The following is a 19,524-nucleotide window of genomic DNA, read 5'->3' as shown; positions in this document are numbered from 1 at the left end:
TTAGCTGGCGCGCCGCTTTTGTGCTGGAGCGGATTTCGATTTGGTCGCGGCGGGTTTGACAGGCTTTTGGCGGTTGGCGTCCTTGTTGGCATTTGCTGCCGCGCGTTTTGTCTTGGTCGCTTTCGCGCCCGAGCCCGCGCTTTCGCGCAGGGCCTTGAGAAGATCGCCCGGCTTCGAGGCGACGGGCGCCTTCTTTTTGGGAAGCGAACGCCCCTCGAGCTTGGCCTTGACCAGTTCCACAACCGCGGCCTCATATCGGTCATCAAACTTGCTGGCGTCGAAACTGCCCTCCTTTTTTTCGATGATGTGCTCGGCGAGGTCGAGCATCTCGCCTTCGATCTTCAGGTCAGGGAGGTCCTCGAAGGCCTTGTCGGCCGAGCGCACTTCGTAGTCGAAGTTGAGGGTGGATGCGATCAATCCGCGGCCGTGCGCGCGAATGAGGACGGTGCGCATCCGCCTGAAAAGCACTGTCCGGGCGAGAGCGGCAACCTTTTCCTTCCTCATGCCGTCACGTAGAAGCAGGAAGGCGTCGGCCCCCATCTTGTCGGGAGCCAGATAATAGGGCTTGTCGAAATAGGTCGTGTCGATCTGCGAACAGGGAATGAAGGCCTCGATCTTCAAGGTCTTGTCGCTGTCGGGAACCGCTTCGGCCACTTCTTCGGGTTCAAGCACGACGTACTGGCCATTCTCGATCTCGTAGCCCTTGACCTCGTCGTCGCGGTCGACCGGATCGCCTGTCTCGCTATCGACGAACTCGCGCCTGACCCGGTTTCCCGTTTTGCGATTAAGAGTGTTGAAGGCGATCCGTTCGGATGACGATGCTGCCGTGTAGAGGGCCACGGCGCAGGCAACCTCTCCGAATTTGATGAAGCCTTTCCAATTCGCTCTGGGGGAAGCCATAAAGCCAATTCTCCTGACGCAACCAACCCGATTCAACCGATGAGGCAGCAATTCGTTCCCCGTGGGTGCGAAACCTTTTTCCATGAATCTGGACGGATTTGCCCCGCCTGTCTTCACATTCGACCTAGCGCCCTGATTCAATGCATCTTTTGTCGATTGAGCGCGTTTTACCAGCGTCAATGCCGAAGATCAGACGATCAATTAGCCGTGGCGTCGTGGGCGGCAAAAAGCATGGATCAAACCCGGTGAAACTTGCCACGTACAATGTCAACGGCATCAACAGTCGCCTCGACGTTTTGCTGCGGTGGCTGGAAGAGGCCGGGCCGGACGTCGTATGTCTGCAGGAACTGAAAGCACCCGATAACAGGTTTCCGCGCCGTGAAATCGAGAAGGCCGGTTATGGCGCGATCTGGCACGGGCAAAAGTCCTGGAATGGCGTGGCGATTCTCGCCCGTGGCGAGGATCCGATAGAGACGCGGCGCGGACTTCCCGGCGATCCCGACGACAGCCATAGTCGCTACATCGAAGCGGCTGTCGACGGTATTGTTATCGGGTGCCTGTATCTGCCAAACGGCAATCCTGCCCCGGGCCCCAGGTTCGACTACAAGCTGCGATGGTTCGAGCGACTTCACGATTATGCAGCAGAGCTGATCGATCTCGAGGTCCCGGCTGCCCTTGTAGGCGATTTCAATGTCATGCCGACCGATCTCGACGTCTACAAACCCGAGCGCTGGCGCGACGATGCGCTCTTCAGGCCGGAAGTCAAATCAGCCTATGCCGGCCTGCTTGATCAGGGCTGGACAGATGCGGTCAGACACCTCCATCCCAACGAGCGGATCTACACATTCTGGAAGTATTTCCGAAATGCCTTTGCCCGCGATGCCGGTCTGCGCATTGATCATTTTCTGTTGAGCCCGGCACTTGCTGCCGATTTGAGGCGGGCAAAGGTCGACAAGTCGGTCAGAAGCTGGGATCACACCAGCGATCACGCGCCAGTATGGATCGAGTTGATTTAGGCGGTTCGCCGTGGCTAGAGAATGTTCAACTGGGCGATCGGCTCACCGGCGGCCGTCACGATCGTTGAGCCGTAGGGTTCGCGCGAAATGACGACTAGCGCGTCGTCGGGTAGCGGGCGGGCAAGCGCCTTAGCCTCCTCCCATGGTGCGCGCAGCCACAAATCAGTCTCCTCTTGGGTCAGAAGCAAGACAGGCATCGCCTTTTCATGGATGGGCTTTACCAGGCCATTGGCATCCGTCGTCAGGAAGCCGTAGAGGTCGTCGGTGGTCAGGCCATCCCTCACCTTGCGCACGCTTGTCCACTGAGGGACTTGAAGCCCCGCAAAGAACATCAGCGGCTTGCTTTCGTCGCGCGCAAACCAGGCGTTCGGGGTCCTTCCGCCTTCTTCCTTGGCGGCGGGGTCCGGCTCGGCAAAGCTGGTCACGGGCACGAGGCAGCGATGCTCGACGCCGTACCAGCGTTTCCAATGGGGAAAGTTCAGGTTACGGACATTCGTCGTTCCGCCATCCAGCTGTTCGCGAAGCAAGGTGTCGAAATCGACTTCCTTTCCCTTGGCCCGCAGTTTGTCGGCCTTTTTTTCCGCCTCCTTCTTCAGGGCGAACAGCGGGGAAGGCAGGCCCCAGCGCGCGTGCACCAGCTGTTTTCTTCCGTCCGTCGTTTTGCGCACGATCGGACCCCTCTGGTCCGGGTTCATCTGGTAGGCGGGCATCAGGTTGATAAAGCTCTCGGCGTCCTGAGCCCACTTGTTGACCCAATCCTTGTCTTCCATGCGGTAGAGATTGCACATTGTTGCGACTGCTCCCCGTGACTTCGGCGCAATCGTAACCGATCCCGCGGCTGGCTGCCAATCGCATGTCGAGCCGCTGCTCCTCCCAAGATTTTTCAACAAGCTCAGGCCGGCTCAAAATATCTAGGTCTATGATTCCTAACGCGAATCTTTCGACCCCCTAAAACTGAGGGATAATATTCCTATTTTCGGTTGCTTGACACTGTCGGGAGATGGGAACAGATAGGGAACATCTGCATTTGAACGACATGATGTCGACCCTTCAACGCGACCTTTGAGGGAACGCGAACGATGACTGCTGCCCGCCACAGGGTGATTTCGGATCTGCGCGACCGCATTGCCGCCCTCGAAGGCAGTGCGGCCAGGAAGGCGGCTTGTCTTGCCTTTGGCGTGCCCGAGATCGACGGCGCGTTGCCGGGAGGGGGGCTGTCCTATGGCGCCCTTCACGAATTTGCCGGAGGTGGAGCTGGAACTGTCGATGGCGCGGCGGCTGCTCTTTGCGTGGCCGGAATTGCGGCTCGCACGAAGGGGCCGATCCTGTGGTGTCTGACGCGTCCGGACCTCTTCTTTCCGGCATTGGCGCAAGCCGGGCTTTCTGCCGAGCGGCTCATTTTTGCCGAGGCCGACAGGGAGGAAGATGTGCTCGCCAGTATGGAGGAGGGGCTTTCCTATGGCGGTCTGGGAGCTGTGGTCGGAGAGATCGTTCGGCTTCCCATGACCACGTCGCGACGGCTTCAGCTTGCGGCAGAAAAGACAGGCACGATGGGATTGGTCGTTAGGCGATGGCGCCGTCAGACCGAGGCCTCCGACTTTGGCCAGCCGACCGCATCGGCCACAAGGTGGCGGGTCAGCGTGATGCCGTCGGAGGATCTTCCGGTTCCAGGCGTCGGGCGGCCGCGATGGCTCCTGGAATTGATGCGGGTGAAAGCGGGGGAGTGCGCAGAATTTATCGTAGGAGCGTGCGATGCCACGGGTCGTATCCATCTATCTCCCGGATCTGGCGATCGAGAGGATCAGGCGGGCGGACGGCGAGGGACGGCTTTCGGCTGACCTGCCGCTGGTCATGATCGCCAAAAGCGGTTCGCAGCGCTGGATTACCGCGCTTGATCGCAAGGCCCGGCAAGCCGGTCTTCATGTTGGTATGCCGGCCGCCCAGGCCCAGGCCATCATAGGCAAGCTGCAGTTCGTGGATGCCGATCCGGTTGGCGATGCGGCGGCACTCGAACGCATCGCGCTTTGGGCGCTCACCCAATATTCCCCTGTTGTCGCGATGGATGCGCCCGACGGCATCGTCATGGATACCGAAGGCGCCGACCATCTGCAGGGCGGCGAAGAGCTGATGCTGTCGGGCATCGTCAATCGGTTCCATGGCAGGGGACTGACCGCCAGAGTGGCGATCGCCGACAGCTGGGGAGCCGCCCACGCGCTGGCGCGGGTAGGCAAACGGGACACCGTCCTTGTTACGCCCGGTGAGACCGTCCGCTTTGTCGAGAGGCTGCCGATTTCTTCGCTCCGGCTCAGCCCTGACGTCGTTGCAAGCCTGCGCACGCTCGGGTTTCAGACGATCGGCGAGCTCTCTTCCACACCGCGGGCACCGCTGGCGTTGCGCTTCGGGCCCGAGATCGGTCGCCGCCTCGACCAGATTTACGCTCGTCTTCCAGAACCGATCGAACCCATAAAGCCGGCCGAACTGATCGAAGTCTCGCGCGCATTTGCAGAACCGATAGGCGCCCCCGAAACCATCGCAAAATATGTGTCGCGGCTGGTGGTTCAGCTTTGCGACGCGCTTCAGAAGAAGGGACTGGGCGTCCGCCGCACCGACCTGATCGTCCACAAGGTCGACAACACGATGCAGGCGATCCGGGCCGGAACCGCAAAGCCCGCCCGTGACGTCGCCTGGCTGACGAAGCTGTTCAAGGACCGGATCGAGAAGATCGAGCCGGGCTTTGGAATTGAGCGGCTCTCGCTTGCAGCGATCATGAGCGAACCTCTTGCGGAGGCTCAAAAGACGTCATCGCTTATTGAAGAAGAGGTGGTCGATATCGCGCCGCTGATCGACATCATCGGCAACCGGGGCCAGCGGGTCTATCGCGTTGCACCGGTTGCGAGCGACGTCCCTGAGCGCAGTGTCAGGCAGATCGGAGTGGCAACGGCGCCGGCCGGAGGATCGTGGACCTTGCATTGGCCAAGACCGGTGCGTCTGCTCGCCCGTCCGGATTTGATCGAGGTGATTGCCCTTTTGCCCGATCATCCGCCCGTCTCGATCACCTGGCGAGGCAAACGACGCCGGGTGAGACGTGCCGACGGTCCGGAGCGCATCTTCGGGGAGTGGTGGACGAAAAGCTCCGAATTCGACGCGGTGCGCGACTACTTCGTCATCGAGGACGATGGCGGTGAGCGCTTCTGGATTTTCCGGTCCGGCGACGGCGTCGATGCGGCAACAGGCTCGCACAAATGGTTCATGCACGGGATCTTCGCATGAGTTACGCCGAACTCCAGGTCACGACGCATTTCTCGTTCCTGCGCGGAGCATCCTCGGCAGACGAGCTTTTTGCGGCAGCCAAAGTCCTCGGCATCAAGGCGATTGGCGTCGTTGATCGCAACTCGCTCGCCGGTATCGTGCGGGCTCTGGAAGCTTCCCGGGCGACAGGCATCCGCCTGGTCGTCGGCTGTCGCCTCGATTTGGTCGATAGCACCTCGATCCTCGTCTATCCGACGAACCGGGCGGCCTATTCGCGCCTGACACGGCTTTTGACCCTCGGCAAGGCACGGGGTGGCAAGGCAAACTGCATCCTCGCCTTCGACGATGTGGCGCTCTATGCCGATGGATTGATCGGCATTCTCGTGCCCGATCTTGCCGACGACACTTGCGCAGTTCAGCTTAGAAAGATGGCCGAGATCTTCGGTGACCGGGCCTATCTTTCCCTTTGTCTTCGACGGCGTCCGAACGACCAATTGCGGCTGCACGAACTGTCCAATATGGCAACCTGCTTCAAGGTGAAGACGGTCGTTACCAACGACGTTCTCTTCCACGAGCCGTCACGCCGGCAGCTGCAGGACGTCATCACCTGTGTCCGCACGGGCACCACCATCGACGATGTGGGCTTCGAACGCGAACGCCATGCGGACCGGTATCTGAAGCCGCCGGAAGAAATGGAACGGCTGTTTCCGCGCTACGGTCAAGCGCTCGCACGAACGCTGGAGATCGTCGAGCGCTGTCGCTTCTCGCTGGATGAACTCACCTATCAGTATCCGCAGGAGGCGATCGTGCCCGGCAAGGATGCCCAGGCATCATTGGAACACTATGTCTTCGAGTGTGTTCCCAAGCGCTATCCGGAGGGAATGCCGCCCAAGGTTCTAAAAATCGTACGTCATGAGCTCAACCTCATCCGGGCCATGAGATACGCACCTTATTTTCTCACGGTGTTCTCGATCGTGCGTTATGCCCGAAGCCAGGGCATTCTCTGCCAGGGGCGGGGGTCGGCTGCCAATTCGGCCGTCTGCTACATCCTGGGGATCACGTCCATCGATCCCGAAACCAACGATCTGCTGTTCGAGCGTTTCGTGTCGCAGGAGCGCGACGAGCCTCCCGATATCGATGTCGACTTCGAGCATGAGCGGCGCGAGGAAGTGATCCAGTGGATCTACAGAACCTATACGCATCAGAAGGCGGCCCTCTGCGCGACCGTGACGAGATATCGTGCTAAGGGCGCAATTCGCGACGTCGGCAAGGCGCTCAGCCTGCCGGAGGACATGATCAAGGCCCTTTCTGCAGGCATGTGGTCGTGGTCTGCCGAACTGGTCGCCGAGCGGAACCTTCGCGACCTCAACCTCAATCCCGATGACCAGCGCCTGGCTCTGACCTTGAAACTGGCCCAGCAGCTGATGGGGGCACCCCGACATCTCGGCCAGCACCCCGGCGGTTTCGTGCTGACGCATGATCGGTTGGATGATCTGGTGCCCATCGAGCCGGCGTCGATGGCCGATCGCCAGGTCATCGAATGGGACAAGGACGACGTCGAAGCCCTGAAGTTCATGAAGGTCGATGTGCTGGCGCTCGGCATGCTCACCTGCATGTCGAAGGCTTTCGCGCTCATCGAAGTTCACAAGGGAGAGGCTCTCGATCTTGCCAGCATAAGACAGGAGGACCCCTCCACCTACGCGATGATCCGCAAGGCAGACACGCTTGGAACGTTTCAGATCGAATCGCGTGCCCAGATGGCGATGCTACCGCGGATGAAACCGAGGACATTCTACGATTTGGTGATCCAGGTCGCGATTGTCCGTCCCGGACCGATCCAAGGCGACATGGTCCATCCCTATCTGCGCCGGCGTGAAGGCAAAGAGCCGGTCGAATATCCCACCCCTGAGCTGGAGGCGGTGCTCGGAAAGACACTCGGGGTCCCGCTGTTTCAGGAAAGCGCGATGCGAGTGGCGATGACCTGCGCCGGATTTACCGGCGGCGAGGCAGACCAGCTTCGAAAATCCATGGCCACATTCAAGTTCACCGGTGGTGTATCGAGATTTAAGGACAAGCTCGTCAGCGGCATGGTGAAGAATGGATACTCGCCGGAGTTTGCCGAAAAGACCTTTTCGCAGCTTGAAGGCTTCGGTTCCTACGGCTTTCCGGAAAGCCACGCTGCCAGTTTCGCGCTCATTGCCTATGCCTCCAGTTACGTGAAATGCCATTTCCCCGATGCGTTTTGCGCGGCCTTGATGAACAGTCAGCCGATGGGCTTTTATGCGGTGGCGCAGATTGTCGGCGACGCGAAAAAGCACGGGGTCGAAATCAGGCCTGTCTGCGTCAATCGATCGCGATGGGACTGTACGCTCGAGCCTCTGGACGAAGATGAGCAACGCCATGCGGTGCGTCTCGGCATGCGGCTCGTTCGAAACCTTGCCGCCGGTGACGCGGCGCGCATCGTTGCTGCACGCGCCCACCAGCCCTTCGACAGCGTCGACGACATGTGGCGGCGCGCAAACGTGCCTGCGGCATCGCTGGTCGAGCTTGCCGAAGCCGATGCGTTCCTTCCATCGCTTAAACTGCTGCGCCGTGATGCGCTCTGGGCGATCAAGGCGCTTCGCGACGAGCCGCTCCCTCTGTTTGCGGCTGCGACCGAGCGTGAGATGAGGACGGTTGTCGAACAACTGGAACCGGAAGTCGCCCTTCGGCAGATGAGCGACGGCCATAACGTCATCAAGGATTATAGCCACACAGGCCTGACGCTGCGCCAGCATCCAATCGCCTTCCTGCGCAAGGATCTCGCCTCGCGCAGCATTCTGACCTGCGAGGAAGCGATGTCAGCCCGCGACGGCCGCTGGCTGATGACGGCGGGGCTTGTTCTCGTTCGCCAGAAGCCGGGATCTGCCAAAGGCGTCATGTTCCTGACCATCGAGGATGAAACCGGGCCGGCCAACGTGGTCGTCTGGCCGAAACTCTTTGAGCGCAGCAGACGTGTCGTGCTCGGATCGAGCATGATGGCAATCAATGGCCGCATCCAGCGTGAAGGGGAGGTCGTCCATCTCATCGCCCAGCAATTGTTCGATCTGACCGGCGATCTTTCTTCCCTTGCCGATCGAGACGAAGCATTCAGGCTGCCGACCGGTCGCGGCGACGAGTTTGCGCATGGATCGCCGGGTAGTCCGGACTCCCGTGAAAGGTCCGCGTCGGTGAGGCCAAGAGACATTTTCATCCCGGACCTGCATATCGATACCTTGAAGGTCAGGAGCCGGAACTTCCACTAGGGCCCAGCGCGGGACGACCTGTGGCGCGCCACTCGCTCACGACGTGGTCTCCATGTGCCTCTGCGGTTAACGATAGAAAAGATCGCAGGCCAGGTTCAAGTGCGTGCTCCAGCCTGGCGCAACTATGTCGCGCGCGCTATTTCCCGCCCGTGCTTCGTGAAGGCACATGCAGACAAGCTGGCGCATTGGCGGCGGCGGGCAATGGTGTAACCGGCTCGCGACAACGGGAGCCGGCTCACACGCAACCGGTTTGACCTAACTACACGGCAACCGCGACGACCGCGACGCAATCTCCTGCCTTGACGAGGCCGGGGAAATGTCGGGCGCACAGGATGCCGTCCATCTTCGCGCACACATCGGTAGGCGCGGCGCCGGTCTTGCCGATCGGGTGGATGCGGGCGACGACCTGATCTGCAACGACGCCCTCTCCCATATCGACAAGCGGCTCGATCAAGCCGCCTTCTTCTGCAAAGGAAAAGCAATTGCCGTCAGGCATATCCAGCCATTGCGTCCGGCCAGCGGTCGGCCTGTCCTCGCCCTTCAGAATGCCGGCCTTGCGCAGAACGTTGGCCACACCTTGTTTGGCGATCCCCGCGCTCTTTGCGGTCGCGGTTCCGCCGCCGCCAAGTTCCGTCGTGATGAAAATCTTGCCCATTTCCTCTGCCGCGCTGTCGTACATGCCGACCGCGTCGATCTCGAGCATCTTCATAGAGTAGGGTGCGCAAAATGCGTCCACAAGTTCGAACGACCGCGCCTCCTGCTCCTTGTCCGGCAGGATATGTGCTGCGCAGAACGGCAGGAAATCGAGCGTCTTCCCGCCGGAGTGAAAATCCAGGACGATATCGGCGAGCGGCAACAGTTCGCGCTGGAAATAATCGGCGATCTTCTGCGTCACTGTGCCATCGGGCCTGCCCGGGAAGCTGCGGTTCATATTGCCCTTGTCGATCGGCGATGTACGGGTTCCCGATACGAAGGCCGGATAGTTCATGGCAGGCAGAATAATGACGCGACCGGCCACGTCTTCTGCCTTCAGCGTCCGCGCAAGATCGAAGAGGGCGATCGGCCCCTCATACTCGTCGCCGTGGTTGCCGCCGGTCAAAAGAGCCGTTGGCCCATCGCCGTTCTTCACCACGGTGACGGGGATCATCACCGAGCCCCAGGCGGAGTCGTCGCGGCTATAGGGCAGCCGCAGGAAACCATGCTGGACGCCGTTAATCGAGAAGTCCACCGTCGGCGAAATTGCGGACGGCCGCAGCTCAGAAACCGTCATGGTCAGTCCTTCACGAAAAGCTTGCGCGGCACGTTGGCGAGGCATTCGACCCCCGTCTCGGTGATCAGGATGCTTTCTGTCGTCTCGAAACCCATATCCTCTAGCCATAGACCAGTCATGAAGTGGAACGTCATACCAGGCTTCAACTCGGTCCTGTCACCGGGGCGCAGGCTCATGGTGCGCTCGCCCCAATCCGGCGGATAGGACATGCCGATCGAGTAGCCCGTGCGGTTGTCCTTGACGATGCCGTATTTCTTGAGGACCGCAAAGAACGCCTTGGCGATATCCTCGCAGGTGTTGCCCGGCCGCGCCTCGGCAAGACCCGCTTCCATGCCTTCGAGCGTCGCCTTCTCCGCATCGAGAAATGCTTGGGTCGGCTTGCCGAGGAAGACCGTGCGCGACAGCGGCAGATGATAACGATTGTAGCAGCCGGCGATTTCGAAGAACGTGCCTTCCCCCGATTTCATCGGACGATCGTCCCAGGTCAGATGCGGTGCCGATGCCTCGACGCCGGACGGAAGCAAGGGCACGATTGCTGGATAGTCACCGCCGATGCCGTCGACGCCGCGCGTGCCGGCATCGTAGATCTCGGCGACGAGATCGCATTTGCGCATCCCGACCTCGATCTTGTCGAAAATACGCTGGTGCATGCCTTCGACGATGCGCGCGGCGTTGCGCATATAGGTGATTTCCGTTTGGCTCTTTACTGCGCGCTGCCAGTTGACCAGCGCGGTCGTATCGACGAAGCGGGCGTTCGGCAGATGTTTCTGCAGGGCCGCATAGGCTGCAGCCGAAAACCAGTAATTGTCCATCTCGACACCGATGATCAGCTTGTCGAGGCCCCGCTCGGCAAGCTTTGCGGCGAGATAGTCCATCGGATGGCGTTCCGTGGACTGCACATAGTGATCGGGATAGCCGATTATGTTTTCGTGGCCGAGATAGGCCGTAAACTTTGCGCCATTGGCATCCTGGCCACGTCCGTACCAGATCGGCTCGCCCGTCGGCGGCACCACCACGGCCTGATGCACGTAGAACGACCAGCCGTCATAGCCGGTGAGCCAGGCCATGTTGGTCGGATCGCTGACGATAAGCAGATCGACGCCCTTCTCCTCCATCGCCTTGCGCGTCTTTTGCAGTCGCGCATCATACTCCCCAAGGGAAAATTTGAGGTTGGGTTGGGTCATGTTTCTCCCTCATTCTCCGGTTTTTGCCGGTCTCAACTTTCAAAAGTCATGCCTTTGCCGCGCTCCCTTGCGCGGGCAAAGGCGAGCGTGGCGATGGCGGTGTCCTGAATGCCGGTCCCCGTCAGGTCGACGATCGTAACCTGGTCGGCGCCGATGCGTCCCGGCCGCTGCCCGGCGATGATTTGACCGAGCTCGGCAAAGTCGGCGTCGGCGGCAACGCAGCCTGCCTGGATGGCGTGGTGCAGCTCACCGAGACGTCGCGTCTGCTTCAGGCTGTCGGCGACATAGAGCGACGCCCGGGCGATCGCCTCGGGTTCGACCTCGTTCTTGTGTTCGGCGTCGGAGCCCATGGCGGTCAGATGCTGGCCGGGCTGCAGCCACGCGGATTTGAGGATTGGGCTTTCTGCCGGTGTGGTCGTCACGATGACGTCGGCGCCTTCGACAGCCCTTTTCGGATCACCTTCCGCACGTACTGGAAAACCCAGCTTCCGCGTCAAGGTACGGGCGGCGAGCTTCGCCTTTTCGCCGTCGCGAGCCCAGATCCGCGCTTCCCGGATCGGCCGCACCAGGCAGAGCGCCTCAAGCTGCAGCATCGCCTGCATGCCTGCGCCGAAAACGGCTGCGACAGAGGCATCCGGGCGCGAGACATGCTTTGCGGCAACGGCGCCCGCTGCTGCCGTGCGGATGTCGGTCAGATAGCCGTTGTCGAGCAACAGCGCTTGGACGACACCTGTCGTTGCCGACAAAAGCACCATCATGCCGTTGGTGCTCGGCAGGCCGAGATTGGGATTGTCGAAGAAGCCGGGGCTGATCTTGATCGCAAAACCGTCGAGACCTGGCACATAGGCGGTTTTGACGTCGACTTCGCCACGATGTTCGGGAATGTCGAGACGCAGGATCGGTGGCATCACCACGGCTTTCGTGGCAAGCGCGCGAAACGCATTTTCGACGCAATCGATAGCGGCAAGATCCAACGGCACGATCGCCCGCAAATCAGCCTCGGTAAGAACGGCCATGCGCGTCATGCCGCGTCCTCCTGCAACAGATCACTCTCACCATTCATGATGCGTCGATGTAGTCCCATGTCGACGTTGCGGCCTGATAGGATAAGCGCAACCGGGCGGCCAAGCGGGTCGACCTTGCCGGCAAGCAAGGCGGCGATGCCGACTGCACCAGCCCCTTCGACGATCTCGCGCTCTTGTGCGTAGGCGTGTCGCATGCCGGCTGCGATCTCCTTTTCGGAGAGCAAGACGACATCATCGAGCAGCGCGTGACACATGGCAAAGGTCACACGATTGCCAAGGCCGATGCCGCCGCCGAGCGAATCCGCAAGGCTTGGCACTTCAGAAACCTCAACAGGGCGGCCCGCGTCGAGGCTCGCTTTCATCGCCGCGCCACGCTCCATGGTGATGCCGATGACACGTACGCTCGAATGGCGCGTCTTGACCGCCAGCGCTACGCCCGAGGCGAGTCCACCGCCTGAAAGCGGGACAAGCACCGTTCCGACCTCCGGCATGCTGTCGGCAATTTCCAGACCAAGCGTGCCCTGGCCGGCAACAACGGCCGGATTGTCGAATGGCGGCACCATCACAAGCCCATCTTGTTCGACGAGCCTCTCTACTTCGCGCTGTGCGTCATCCTGCGAGGTGCCCGTGATATGGACCCTGGCGCCAAGGCAGCGAATTTCGGAAACCTTGTTATCGGGAACGAGGTGCGACATGCAGATCGTCGCCAGCGTGCCTTCGGCTTTTGCTGCGTGGGCGAGAGCCCGGCCATGGTTGCCGGTCGAGGCAGCCACAATGCCGCGCTTGCGCTCGTCGGGCGACAGGGACAGGAGCGCATTGCAGGCGCCGCGCAATTTGAAGCTGCCGGTGGTCTGATGATGTTCGAGCTTGAGGCCGACGGGCACATCCAGCAATTCGGACAGAGATGGCGAAAGAGCGAAGGGGGTTCTCAGCACATGCGCCGAAATTCGGCGGGCCGCCCTTTCGATGTCGTCGTAGTCAACGGGCAGGGGACATCCGGTCATGCGCAAGCTCCGGCCATCGGCAGGGTCATCAACCGGCCGAGCTGAGGACGGTGATCGTGGTCGCCGCACAGCCGCAGGCAAGCCCAGGCGGTCGCAAGATTGCTGGTGACGACGGGCTTGCCGATCGCATCCTCGATCCGTGCGGCGACGGCGGCCGCGCGCACCGCCGTACAGGAGATGAACAAGGCCTCGGATTGGGGCGCCATCGCCTCACGCGCGAAGGTGACGAGTTCGTCGAGGCCGATGCGCGCCATTTCCCGGTCGTCCGTCAGGCCAAGGCAGGTAAACCGATCGATCGCGAAACCACTTTCGGCGAAATAATCCGCCATGGGTCGGCTGGTCTCGAGAGTATAGGGCGTCAGAACCGAAATTCGGCTGGCTCCTAGCGTGCGTAGTCCTTCGACGGCCGCAGCAGTCGGTGTGACGACCGGCACTCCGGGCTTTGCTGCATGGATTGCCGCCGTCACCTCATCGTCGCCGATGACGACCGAGGCCGAGGTGCAGGAATACATGACGACGTCCAGCTGCTCGTCGGGCAAGATAAGACCGGCGGCTGTCGTCAGCGATGGCTGCATTGCGCGCAGGTTCTCCGGCGTGACAGGGTTGGCATAATGAATGCGCGCGACATAGACGCCGATCCGCTCGCTTGCGACCATGCGGCGAAAGTCCGGCTCGGTCGTGTGATCGGTGGCAAGGATGATCAGCCCGACGCGTTTTTCAAGCGGGCGCCCGTCAAGCTTCGGTGCACGTGAGGCGAGTGACAGAGAGAGGGTCTTTTCCATCAACGTTCCTCCCCCCGGCTGTAACGTTCTTCCAGCCATCTCAGGAACACGACCGAGATCAGGCTCATGACCAGGAAGAACACGCCGACGAGTGTCATTGGCTCGATGTAACGATAATTGCTGTTGGCGATGCTTTTCGCCTGATTCATCAATTCGAGAACGGTAATTGCCGACAACAGAGGCGTCTCCTTGAACATCGCAATCAGGTAGTTCGCGAGCGCCGGGATCATCGGCGGTATCGCCTGCGGTAGGATGACGTGCAACCAGGTCTGACGCATTGTCAGGTTGGTCGCCCGCGCTGCTTCCCATTGGCCGCGCGGAACGTTCTCGATGCCGGCACGGTAGACCTCGGCCGTATAGGTGCCGTAGTGGATGCCAAGCCCGATTACGCCGGCGACGAGTGCCGGCAGGCTGATGCCGATATCGGGGAGCACGTAGAAGATGAAATAGAGCTGCACGAGCAGCGGCGTGCCGCGAATGAATTCGACGAGGAAGCCGACAACGCGGGCGATCGGCTTGGGGGCCGAAAGCCTCAGGATCGCGAAGAGGAGGCCGACGACGGCGGCGACGGCTGCTCCCAGAACAGTGGCCAGGATGGTGATCTTAAGCCCCTCGATGAGGGTCGGCATGATCTGCCAGACGAAATTCCAGTCCCATTCCATCGATCAGGCCCTCACGCCGTCAAGGCCGCGCGTCATGCGTCGTTCGAGCCACCGCATGCTACGCGATATGACCCAGGACATCAGGAAGTAGAGAACGAGGATCACGGTGAACGGGATCAGCGTATTGCCGGTCTGCGCACGCACGACCTGTGCCTGAAACGTCATGTCCGTCAGCGAGATCAAGGAAACGACGGCCGTTCCCTTGAGGAGTTCGATGGCGTTGTTGCAGAAGGTTGGCAACATCAGCGGCAAGGCCTGGGGCAGGATGATGTGCCGCATTGCCTGGTGACGCGTCAGGTTGAGCGCGATGCAGGCTTCGCGCTGCTCCCGGCCGATCGCCTTGACCGCACCGCGCACCACCTCGGCGCCATAGGCCCCGACGTTCAGGCCGAGCGCGAGGACGCCCGCCTGCAGCGGCGTCAGCGTTATGCCCGCGAAAGGCAGGACGAAATACACCCAGAAGAGCTGCACGAAAATCGAGGTGCCGCGAAAGAACTCGATATAGGTCGTCGCCAGCGCCCGCACCGCGAAGAACCGGCTGACGCGGGCAAGACCTGCAGTAAAGGCCATCACGACGGCAAGCGCAGAGCCCAGCACCGTCAGTTGCAGCGTCACCAGGGCGCCCTGCAATATGAGCCCTATATAGCCGGACCAGTCGATCATCGTTGTTCACATTCCAGTCATCGTGAGCCGTTGGGACCGGCTCCCCGGCCACAGGCGCGGAAAGGGGAGCCTGACGTTTTACTTGGCGGCGCAGAGCTTCTCGCGCGTCGTCGACATCGCCGCCTTGGCGGAAAAGCCATAAGGCTCGATGATCTTGGCGAATTCGCCGGATTCCTTCAGCTTGGCCAATTCGACGTCGAATGCATCGCGCAGGGCCTCGTCCCCCTTCTTGAAGGCGGCTCCGTCGCAATAGACTGGTGCGCCCTCGACGGGAGCGACAACTTCCAGGTTCGGATCGTTGGCCTTCGACATCAGGTCGTTGATCGACAGGACCGGCAAGGAATAGACGTCGATGCGGCCGTCCTGCAGCATCTTCAATCCGCTCTGGCCGTCCGGCACGACGATGACGCGATCACGCGGCACGCCGGCTTCGAGCGCCAGTTTCTCCTCCGTGCCGCCGCCAGGCGCACCGATCTTGACGTCCGGATTGTCGGCGATGTCCTTGTAGCTCATCAGCTTCAGCGGATTACCCTTCTTCAACGCGAAGGCTTCCGCGTCGCAGAGCACCGGCTCCGAATAGGCAACCGCCGCACAGCGCTCCGGCTTCATGAAGAGACCTGCGGTGATCGCATCATGCCGCCCGGCCTGAAGGCCCGGGATCATCGCGCCATATTCGGAGATCGACGCGGCGACATCGGCGACACCGAGGCGCTTGAAGATTTCGCGGGCGACATCCGGTGCAGCACCCGATACCTTGCCGTCGGCGCCTACCGCTGTGAACGGAGGCTCGTTGGCAATCGCGATGCGGGCAAAGCCTTGTTCCTTCAGCTGCTGCAGCTTGTCGTCATCGGCCAGTGCCGGTGCCGCTGCAAAAAGAACCATCAACGTCGAAACGCTTGCGGCCATTGTCATGAAATGCGTGATTTTCATCGGTATCGGCTCCTCTGGCTGTTCTTCATCTTTTTGGTTGGGGCACATCCCGGCGCGAGCGCTCAGACGCGGTGCCCTGCCGCGATTATCTTGCGCAGGAACGTTTGCGTGCGCTCCTGCTTGGGATGACGAAAGATCTCGTCGGGTTTGCCCTCCTCGACGATCCTGCCGCGGTCGAAAAAAAGGATCCGGTCGGCAAAATCGTGGGCGAACCCCATCTCATGGGTCACGAGCAGCATCGTCATGTCGGTCTCGGCCGCGAGTTTGCGCATGACGTTGAGGACTTCCTCGACCAGCTCAGGATCAAGCGCCGACGTGACTTCGTCAAACAGCATGATCTTTGGCGACAGTGCGAGTGCGCGAGCGATCGCGACCCGCTGTTTCTGTCCACCCGACAGCTGCGCCGGCATGCTCTTGGCCTTGTCGGCCATGCCGACCATGTCGAGAAGCTCCATTGCCCGCTTTTCCGCAGCCGGTCTTGCCGTGCCCTTCGTCAGCATCGGCGCGAGCGTCACGTTGTCGAGAACACATTTGTGCGGAAACAGGTTGAAGTGCTGGAAGACCATTCCGATCTTCTCGCGCATCCGCTGGAGATAGCGCTCGTCGGCGGCGACAAGGCCGCCGCTCCGGGGCATGTGATAGAGCTGCTCGCCATCAACCTGAATATGCCCGCCGCTGATCGTCTCCAGGGTCATCAAGATGCGCAGGATCGTCGTCTTGCCGGAGCCTGACGGACCGATGAGCGCGAGCTTTTCGCCCGGCATGACCTGCATCGACAAGCCGTCGAGCACGGTCAGCGGACCGTAGCGCTTGATGATGTTTTCGATGCGGATGATGGGTTCGGGCATTCACGTCTTTCCCTGGTGGGGACCGGTGATGCCTTAACGATGATCGTCCATCGAAATCATGTCAATTGGAATAATAATATCATGACAATTATTCCGATTCTGCTCGTGAAGTAGGCGATCGCCTCAAATCGCAAGCAGCAGCGCTTCGGGATTGCCCATCGCAAGCGACGCGACGATGCCGAGGCCCTGTCGCAGTTCCTGCTCGGTTGTCGAGCCGAGAGATATGCGCACGGCGGGCCGCCAACCGAGGTCGGCGGTGCGGAACGAAGAGCCGGGTGCGATGGCGACGCCACGCAGCCGCGCCTGGGAAACGAACCCTTCCTCAGTATGGCCTTCCGGCAGTGGCAGCCAGATATGCAGGCTTTGTGGGTGCGAGCGATACTCGAGATTGCCGAACGCTTCGGCGGCAATCGCGTGGCGGACGGCCAGTGCCCGCCGCTGCCAGTCCACAAGCTCGATCGCCGTTCCGTCACCCACCCAATGCGTCGCGATCTCGGCGATTGCCGGTGTTGCCATCCAGTTCGAGACGAGATGCCGGTTGGCGACGGCCGCAACGTAGCGGTCTGGCGCGACCAGATAACCGATACGCAGGCCCGGCACTGTGATCTTGGTGAAACTGGTGATGTAGAGCGTCCTTTCCGGCGCAAAGGCTGCAACCGGCTTCAAACCCGCATCGACCAGTGGGCCGAGAATATCGTTCTCGATGATCGCGATGTCATGACGGCGTGCGACTTCGGCAAGTGCCGAGCGACGCGCCTCGCTCATCAGCGTTGCTGTCGGATTGATGACCGACGGCTGCAGGAAAATTGCCCGAATGACGCCCTTCCGGCAGGCCACTTCCAGCGCTTCCGGGATCATGCCGTCATGATCGATGGGCAAGCCCTCGAGATGGATGCCAAGATAGGTAGACAGCGGCACCAGCGTATGGTGGCTGACCGCCTCGGTCGCAATCGTCGATCCGGGAGGCGAAACGCTCATCAGCGCCACTGTCATCGCCGATGTCGCACCGTTGGTGAGACTGATGTTGAGCGGCGATACCTCCAGACCGCAGCGCCCAAGCCATTCGGCCGCCACGCTGCGGTGGCGCGGGAAGACCATGTTGGGGCGGAAGGAAAGCGCCGAACTCGAGGGGAGGTTCTCCGCAAGCCAGGCAAACGCGCCGCGCATCTTCTGGAGATGCAGCTGTTCGCAAACGGGCTTGAGGATCGACAGGTCGATCAGTTCCCCGAGGCGCTCCGGCAGATAGGGAGGCTCGGGTTCCTTCGCCTGAGTTTGTACGAAGCTGCCCCGCCCGATCTCACCGGACACGAGCCCCCGGCGGATGAGTTCATCGTAGGCGCGGCTGACCGTCTGCACGGATAGTGACAGGTCATCGGCGAGATTGCGATGGGTCGGAAGGCGCTGCCCGTTGGTCAGCTTGCCTTCCTGGATGGCGCGCGCGAATTGCTCCGCCAACGAGAGGTAGGCCGGACGGCGGAGCTGGGCAGGGTCGGGGCGCCAATTTGTCATGATTTCACACTGCTGAAAATCAGGTCAATTGACAACGCCAAAATCAGCACCCAATCTCTTTTTCCAGATTTGATATGAAACAGCACGCGCGAAAGCCCCGAAATGAAACTCGACGCCATCGACCTGCGCATCCTTGAGGCTGTCCAGGAGGACGGCCGCATCACCAAGCTGGCGCTTGCTGAAAAGGCGGGCCTGTCGCCAACGCCGTGCTGGATGCGGCTTCGCAAACTGGAGAAGGCCGGCATCATTGTCGGCTACCATGCCCGCGTGGCTGTGCGCCGCCTGGCCCCGGTGGCGAGCGTGATGATGGAAGTGACGCTCGGCAATCACCGACAGGTTGATTTTGAACGCTTCGAGCGCGCCGTCTCGACCATACCCGAAATAACCGCCTGTTGGTCGGTGGGCGGTGGCGTCGACTATATCCTGAAGATCGTCGCAGCCGACATCGACGCCTACCAGCGGCTGGTGGACGGCCTGCTCGATCGCGAAGTCGGAATCGACCGCTACTTCACATACATCGTGACGAAGACCGTCAAGGAAGAAACGGTTCTCCCACTCGCCGTGTTGCTTCCGACTTCCTCCTAGACCATTTCTCTGCCTTGCAGCGTGAATTCAGACAAAATATCTTGTGAGCGCTAGCTGAACGGACAATCTCTCTCTCGCCTGCTGTCACTATCTCCTCAACACATGCCGAGGAGTTGCCGATGACCGCCGTTTTCGCCCGCACACCGTTTCACGGCACGCTGAACCAGCTTACGGATCGCCATCTATTGCGCCAGCTTGCCTATGTCGGCGGTCGTTGGACCTCTTCGAGCCAGGGTAACAACTATGTGGTGACCGATCCGGCAACAGGCGCGACACTTGTCTGGGTCGCGTCGCTCGACGGCGATGAGACGACCTCAGCGATCGACGCGGCTACCCGGGCTTTTGCCGGTTGGCGCGACCTGCTGCCGCAAGAGCGCGCTGCTTTGCTCCGGAAATGGGGCGAACTGATGCTTGCCGCCAGAGACGATCTGGCCTTGATCATGACGCTGGAGCAGGGCAAGCCGATCGCCGAGGCACGCGGAGAGATCGACTACGCTGCGTCCTTCTTCGACTGGTATGCCGAAGAAGGCAAACGGCTGAATGCCGAAAGCGTCACCAGCCACCTTGCCGGCGCTGAGATGATCGTGCGCCGAGAGGCGCTCGGCGTCGTCGG

General features: G+C 61.0%; 17 protein-coding genes and 1 pseudogene. 6 read left to right on the top strand and 12 right to left on the bottom strand.

Features of this window, described 5'->3' with window-relative positions:
• Entirely contained in the window at positions 1-900 is a 900-nt protein-coding gene (locus ABIE33_RS33690) for a Ku protein (protein WP_429133150.1), read from the bottom strand.
• 245 nt (positions 901-1,145) lie between these two features.
• Here ABIE33_RS33690 and xth point away from each other — a divergent pair, with 245 nt between their 5' ends.
• Complete coding sequence (gene xth, locus ABIE33_RS33685; RefSeq protein WP_429133148.1) at positions 1,146-1,916, top strand: exodeoxyribonuclease III; 771 nt, start codon at positions 1,146-1,148, stop codon at positions 1,914-1,916.
• Between the two features lie 14 nt (positions 1,917-1,930).
• Here the strand turns inward: xth and ABIE33_RS33680 are convergent, their stop codons facing one another.
• Entirely contained in the window at positions 1,931-2,704 is a 774-nt protein-coding gene (locus tag ABIE33_RS33680; RefSeq protein ID WP_429133145.1) for an SOS response-associated peptidase, read from the bottom strand.
• Positions 2,705-2,995: 291 nt separating this feature from the next.
• Here ABIE33_RS33680 and ABIE33_RS33675 point away from each other — a divergent pair, with 291 nt between their 5' ends.
• The 3 genes from ABIE33_RS33675 to ABIE33_RS33665 are packed head-to-tail and all read left to right on the top strand — an operon-like array spanning position 2,996 to position 8,449.
• Positions 2,996-3,754, top strand: coding sequence for an ImuA family protein (locus ABIE33_RS33675; RefSeq protein WP_429133142.1), 759 nt, complete (start codon positions 2,996-2,998; stop codon positions 3,752-3,754).
• Positions 3,669-5,186, top strand: coding sequence for a Y-family DNA polymerase (locus ABIE33_RS33670; RefSeq protein ID WP_429133140.1), 1,518 nt, complete (start codon positions 3,669-3,671; stop codon positions 5,184-5,186). Before ABIE33_RS33675 ends, ABIE33_RS33670 begins: the two co-directional genes overlap by 86 nt.
• Positions 5,183-8,449, top strand: a complete 3,267-nt coding sequence (locus tag ABIE33_RS33665) for an error-prone DNA polymerase (protein ID WP_429133138.1) — start codon at positions 5,183-5,185, stop codon at positions 8,447-8,449. The genes ABIE33_RS33670 and ABIE33_RS33665 overlap by 4 nt, the downstream gene beginning before the upstream one ends.
• A 259-nt stretch (positions 8,450-8,708) precedes the next feature.
• On the opposite strand, the gene doeB is transcribed toward ABIE33_RS33665, so the two are convergent.
• The 10 genes and pseudogenes from doeB to ABIE33_RS33615 form a co-directional block, all read right to left on the bottom strand.
• Positions 8,709-9,719, bottom strand: coding sequence for a N(2)-acetyl-L-2,4-diaminobutanoate deacetylase DoeB (gene doeB / locus ABIE33_RS33660; protein ID WP_429133136.1), 1,011 nt, complete (start codon positions 9,717-9,719; stop codon positions 8,709-8,711).
• Between the two features lie 2 nt (positions 9,720-9,721).
• Complete coding sequence (gene doeA, locus ABIE33_RS33655) at positions 9,722-10,903, bottom strand: ectoine hydrolase DoeA (RefSeq protein WP_429133134.1); 1,182 nt, start codon at positions 10,901-10,903, stop codon at positions 9,722-9,724.
• A 32-nt stretch (positions 10,904-10,935) separates the two neighbouring features.
• Positions 10,936-11,928 (bottom strand): ectoine utilization protein EutC, encoded by a 993-nt coding sequence (gene eutC / locus ABIE33_RS33650; RefSeq protein ID WP_429133132.1) that lies wholly within the window; start codon positions 11,926-11,928, stop codon positions 10,936-10,938.
• Positions 11,925-12,932 carry a hydroxyectoine utilization dehydratase EutB gene (gene eutB / locus ABIE33_RS33645; RefSeq protein ID WP_429133130.1) on the bottom strand — a complete coding sequence of 336 codons (1,008 nt, stop codon included), beginning with the start codon at positions 12,930-12,932 and terminating at the stop codon, positions 11,925-11,927. The genes eutC and eutB overlap by 4 nt, the downstream gene beginning before the upstream one ends.
• The gene (eutA, locus tag ABIE33_RS33640) at positions 12,929-13,714 is read right to left on the bottom strand and encodes an ectoine utilization protein EutA (RefSeq protein WP_429133127.1); all 786 of its coding nucleotides are present in this window, start codon (positions 13,712-13,714) and stop codon (positions 12,929-12,931) included. Before eutA ends, eutB begins: the two co-directional genes overlap by 4 nt.
• Positions 13,714-14,376, bottom strand: a complete 663-nt coding sequence (gene ehuD, locus ABIE33_RS33635) for an ectoine/hydroxyectoine ABC transporter permease subunit EhuD (RefSeq protein WP_429133125.1) — start codon at positions 14,374-14,376, stop codon at positions 13,714-13,716. The genes eutA and ehuD overlap by 1 nt, the downstream gene beginning before the upstream one ends.
• Positions 14,377-14,379: 3 nt before the next feature.
• On the bottom strand, positions 14,380-15,039 hold the full coding sequence (gene ehuC / locus ABIE33_RS33630; protein WP_429133123.1) for an ectoine/hydroxyectoine ABC transporter permease subunit EhuC: 660 nt from the start codon (positions 15,037-15,039) through the stop codon (positions 14,380-14,382).
• Between the two features lie 78 nt (positions 15,040-15,117).
• Positions 15,118-15,969, bottom strand: coding sequence for an ectoine/hydroxyectoine ABC transporter substrate-binding protein EhuB (gene ehuB / locus ABIE33_RS33625; RefSeq protein ID WP_429133121.1), 852 nt, complete (start codon positions 15,967-15,969; stop codon positions 15,118-15,120).
• A gap of 62 nt (positions 15,970-16,031) precedes the next feature.
• Positions 16,032-16,817 (bottom strand): ectoine/hydroxyectoine ABC transporter ATP-binding protein EhuA, encoded by a 786-nt coding sequence (ehuA, locus tag ABIE33_RS33620; protein ID WP_429133119.1) that lies wholly within the window; start codon positions 16,815-16,817, stop codon positions 16,032-16,034.
• A gap of 123 nt (positions 16,818-16,940) precedes the next feature.
• Positions 16,941-18,361, bottom strand: a pseudogene (locus tag ABIE33_RS33615) (PLP-dependent aminotransferase family protein).
• A 67-nt stretch (positions 18,362-18,428) separates the two neighbouring features.
• On the opposite strand from ABIE33_RS33615, the gene ABIE33_RS33610 reads away from it, so the two are divergent.
• Together ABIE33_RS33610 and ABIE33_RS33605 are read left to right on the top strand one after the other, a co-directional pair.
• A complete protein-coding gene (locus tag ABIE33_RS33610) occupies positions 18,429-18,911 on the top strand; it encodes an Lrp/AsnC family transcriptional regulator (protein WP_429133117.1) in 483 nt (160 codons plus the stop codon).
• A 119-nt stretch (positions 18,912-19,030) separates the two neighbouring features.
• The coding region (locus tag ABIE33_RS33605; protein ID WP_429133115.1) for an aldehyde dehydrogenase family protein at positions 19,031-19,524 on the top strand (494 nt) is incomplete at its 3' end.

It is taken from the genome of Ensifer sp. 4252 (assembly GCF_050434565.1).
Taxonomy (GTDB): Bacteria; Pseudomonadota; Alphaproteobacteria; order Rhizobiales; family Rhizobiaceae; genus Ensifer.
Note: the sequence above shows the minus strand (reverse complement) of the source record. Positions and strands in the feature narration are given on the sequence as shown.

What these genes read in the sequence shown, in the direction of transcription:
- ABIE33_RS33610 (WP_429133117.1), top strand. Translation starts at nt 18,429, where the DNA reads ATGAAACTCGACGCCATCGACCTGCGCATCCTTGAGGCTGTCCAGGAG.
- doeB (WP_429133136.1), bottom strand. Translation starts at nt 9,719, where the DNA reads ATGACGGTTTCTGAGCTGCGGCCGTCCGCAATTTCGCCGACGGTGGAC.
- ABIE33_RS33670 (WP_429133140.1), top strand. Translation starts at nt 3,669, where the DNA reads ATGCCACGGGTCGTATCCATCTATCTCCCGGATCTGGCGATCGAGAGG.
- ehuC (WP_429133123.1), bottom strand. Translation starts at nt 15,039, where the DNA reads ATGATCGACTGGTCCGGCTATATAGGGCTCATATTGCAGGGCGCCCTG.
- ehuB (WP_429133121.1), bottom strand. Translation starts at nt 15,969, where the DNA reads ATGAAAATCACGCATTTCATGACAATGGCCGCAAGCGTTTCGACGTTG.
- eutC (WP_429133132.1), bottom strand. Translation starts at nt 11,928, where the DNA reads ATGACGCGCATGGCCGTTCTTACCGAGGCTGATTTGCGGGCGATCGTG.
- ABIE33_RS33680 (WP_429133145.1), bottom strand. Translation starts at nt 2,704, where the DNA reads ATGTGCAATCTCTACCGCATGGAAGACAAGGATTGGGTCAACAAGTGG.
- doeA (WP_429133134.1), bottom strand. Translation starts at nt 10,903, where the DNA reads ATGACCCAACCCAACCTCAAATTTTCCCTTGGGGAGTATGATGCGCGA.
- ehuD (WP_429133125.1), bottom strand. Translation starts at nt 14,376, where the DNA reads ATGGAATGGGACTGGAATTTCGTCTGGCAGATCATGCCGACCCTCATC.
- ABIE33_RS33675 (WP_429133142.1), top strand. Translation starts at nt 2,996, where the DNA reads ATGACTGCTGCCCGCCACAGGGTGATTTCGGATCTGCGCGACCGCATT.
- eutA (WP_429133127.1), bottom strand. Translation starts at nt 13,714, where the DNA reads ATGGAAAAGACCCTCTCTCTGTCACTCGCCTCACGTGCACCGAAGCTT.
- eutB (WP_429133130.1), bottom strand. Translation starts at nt 12,932, where the DNA reads ATGACCGGATGTCCCCTGCCCGTTGACTACGACGACATCGAAAGGGCG.
- ABIE33_RS33665 (WP_429133138.1), top strand. Translation starts at nt 5,183, where the DNA reads ATGAGTTACGCCGAACTCCAGGTCACGACGCATTTCTCGTTCCTGCGC.
- ABIE33_RS33690 (WP_429133150.1), bottom strand. Translation starts at nt 900, where the DNA reads ATGGCTTCCCCCAGAGCGAATTGGAAAGGCTTCATCAAATTCGGAGAG.
- ehuA (WP_429133119.1), bottom strand. Translation starts at nt 16,817, where the DNA reads ATGCCCGAACCCATCATCCGCATCGAAAACATCATCAAGCGCTACGGT.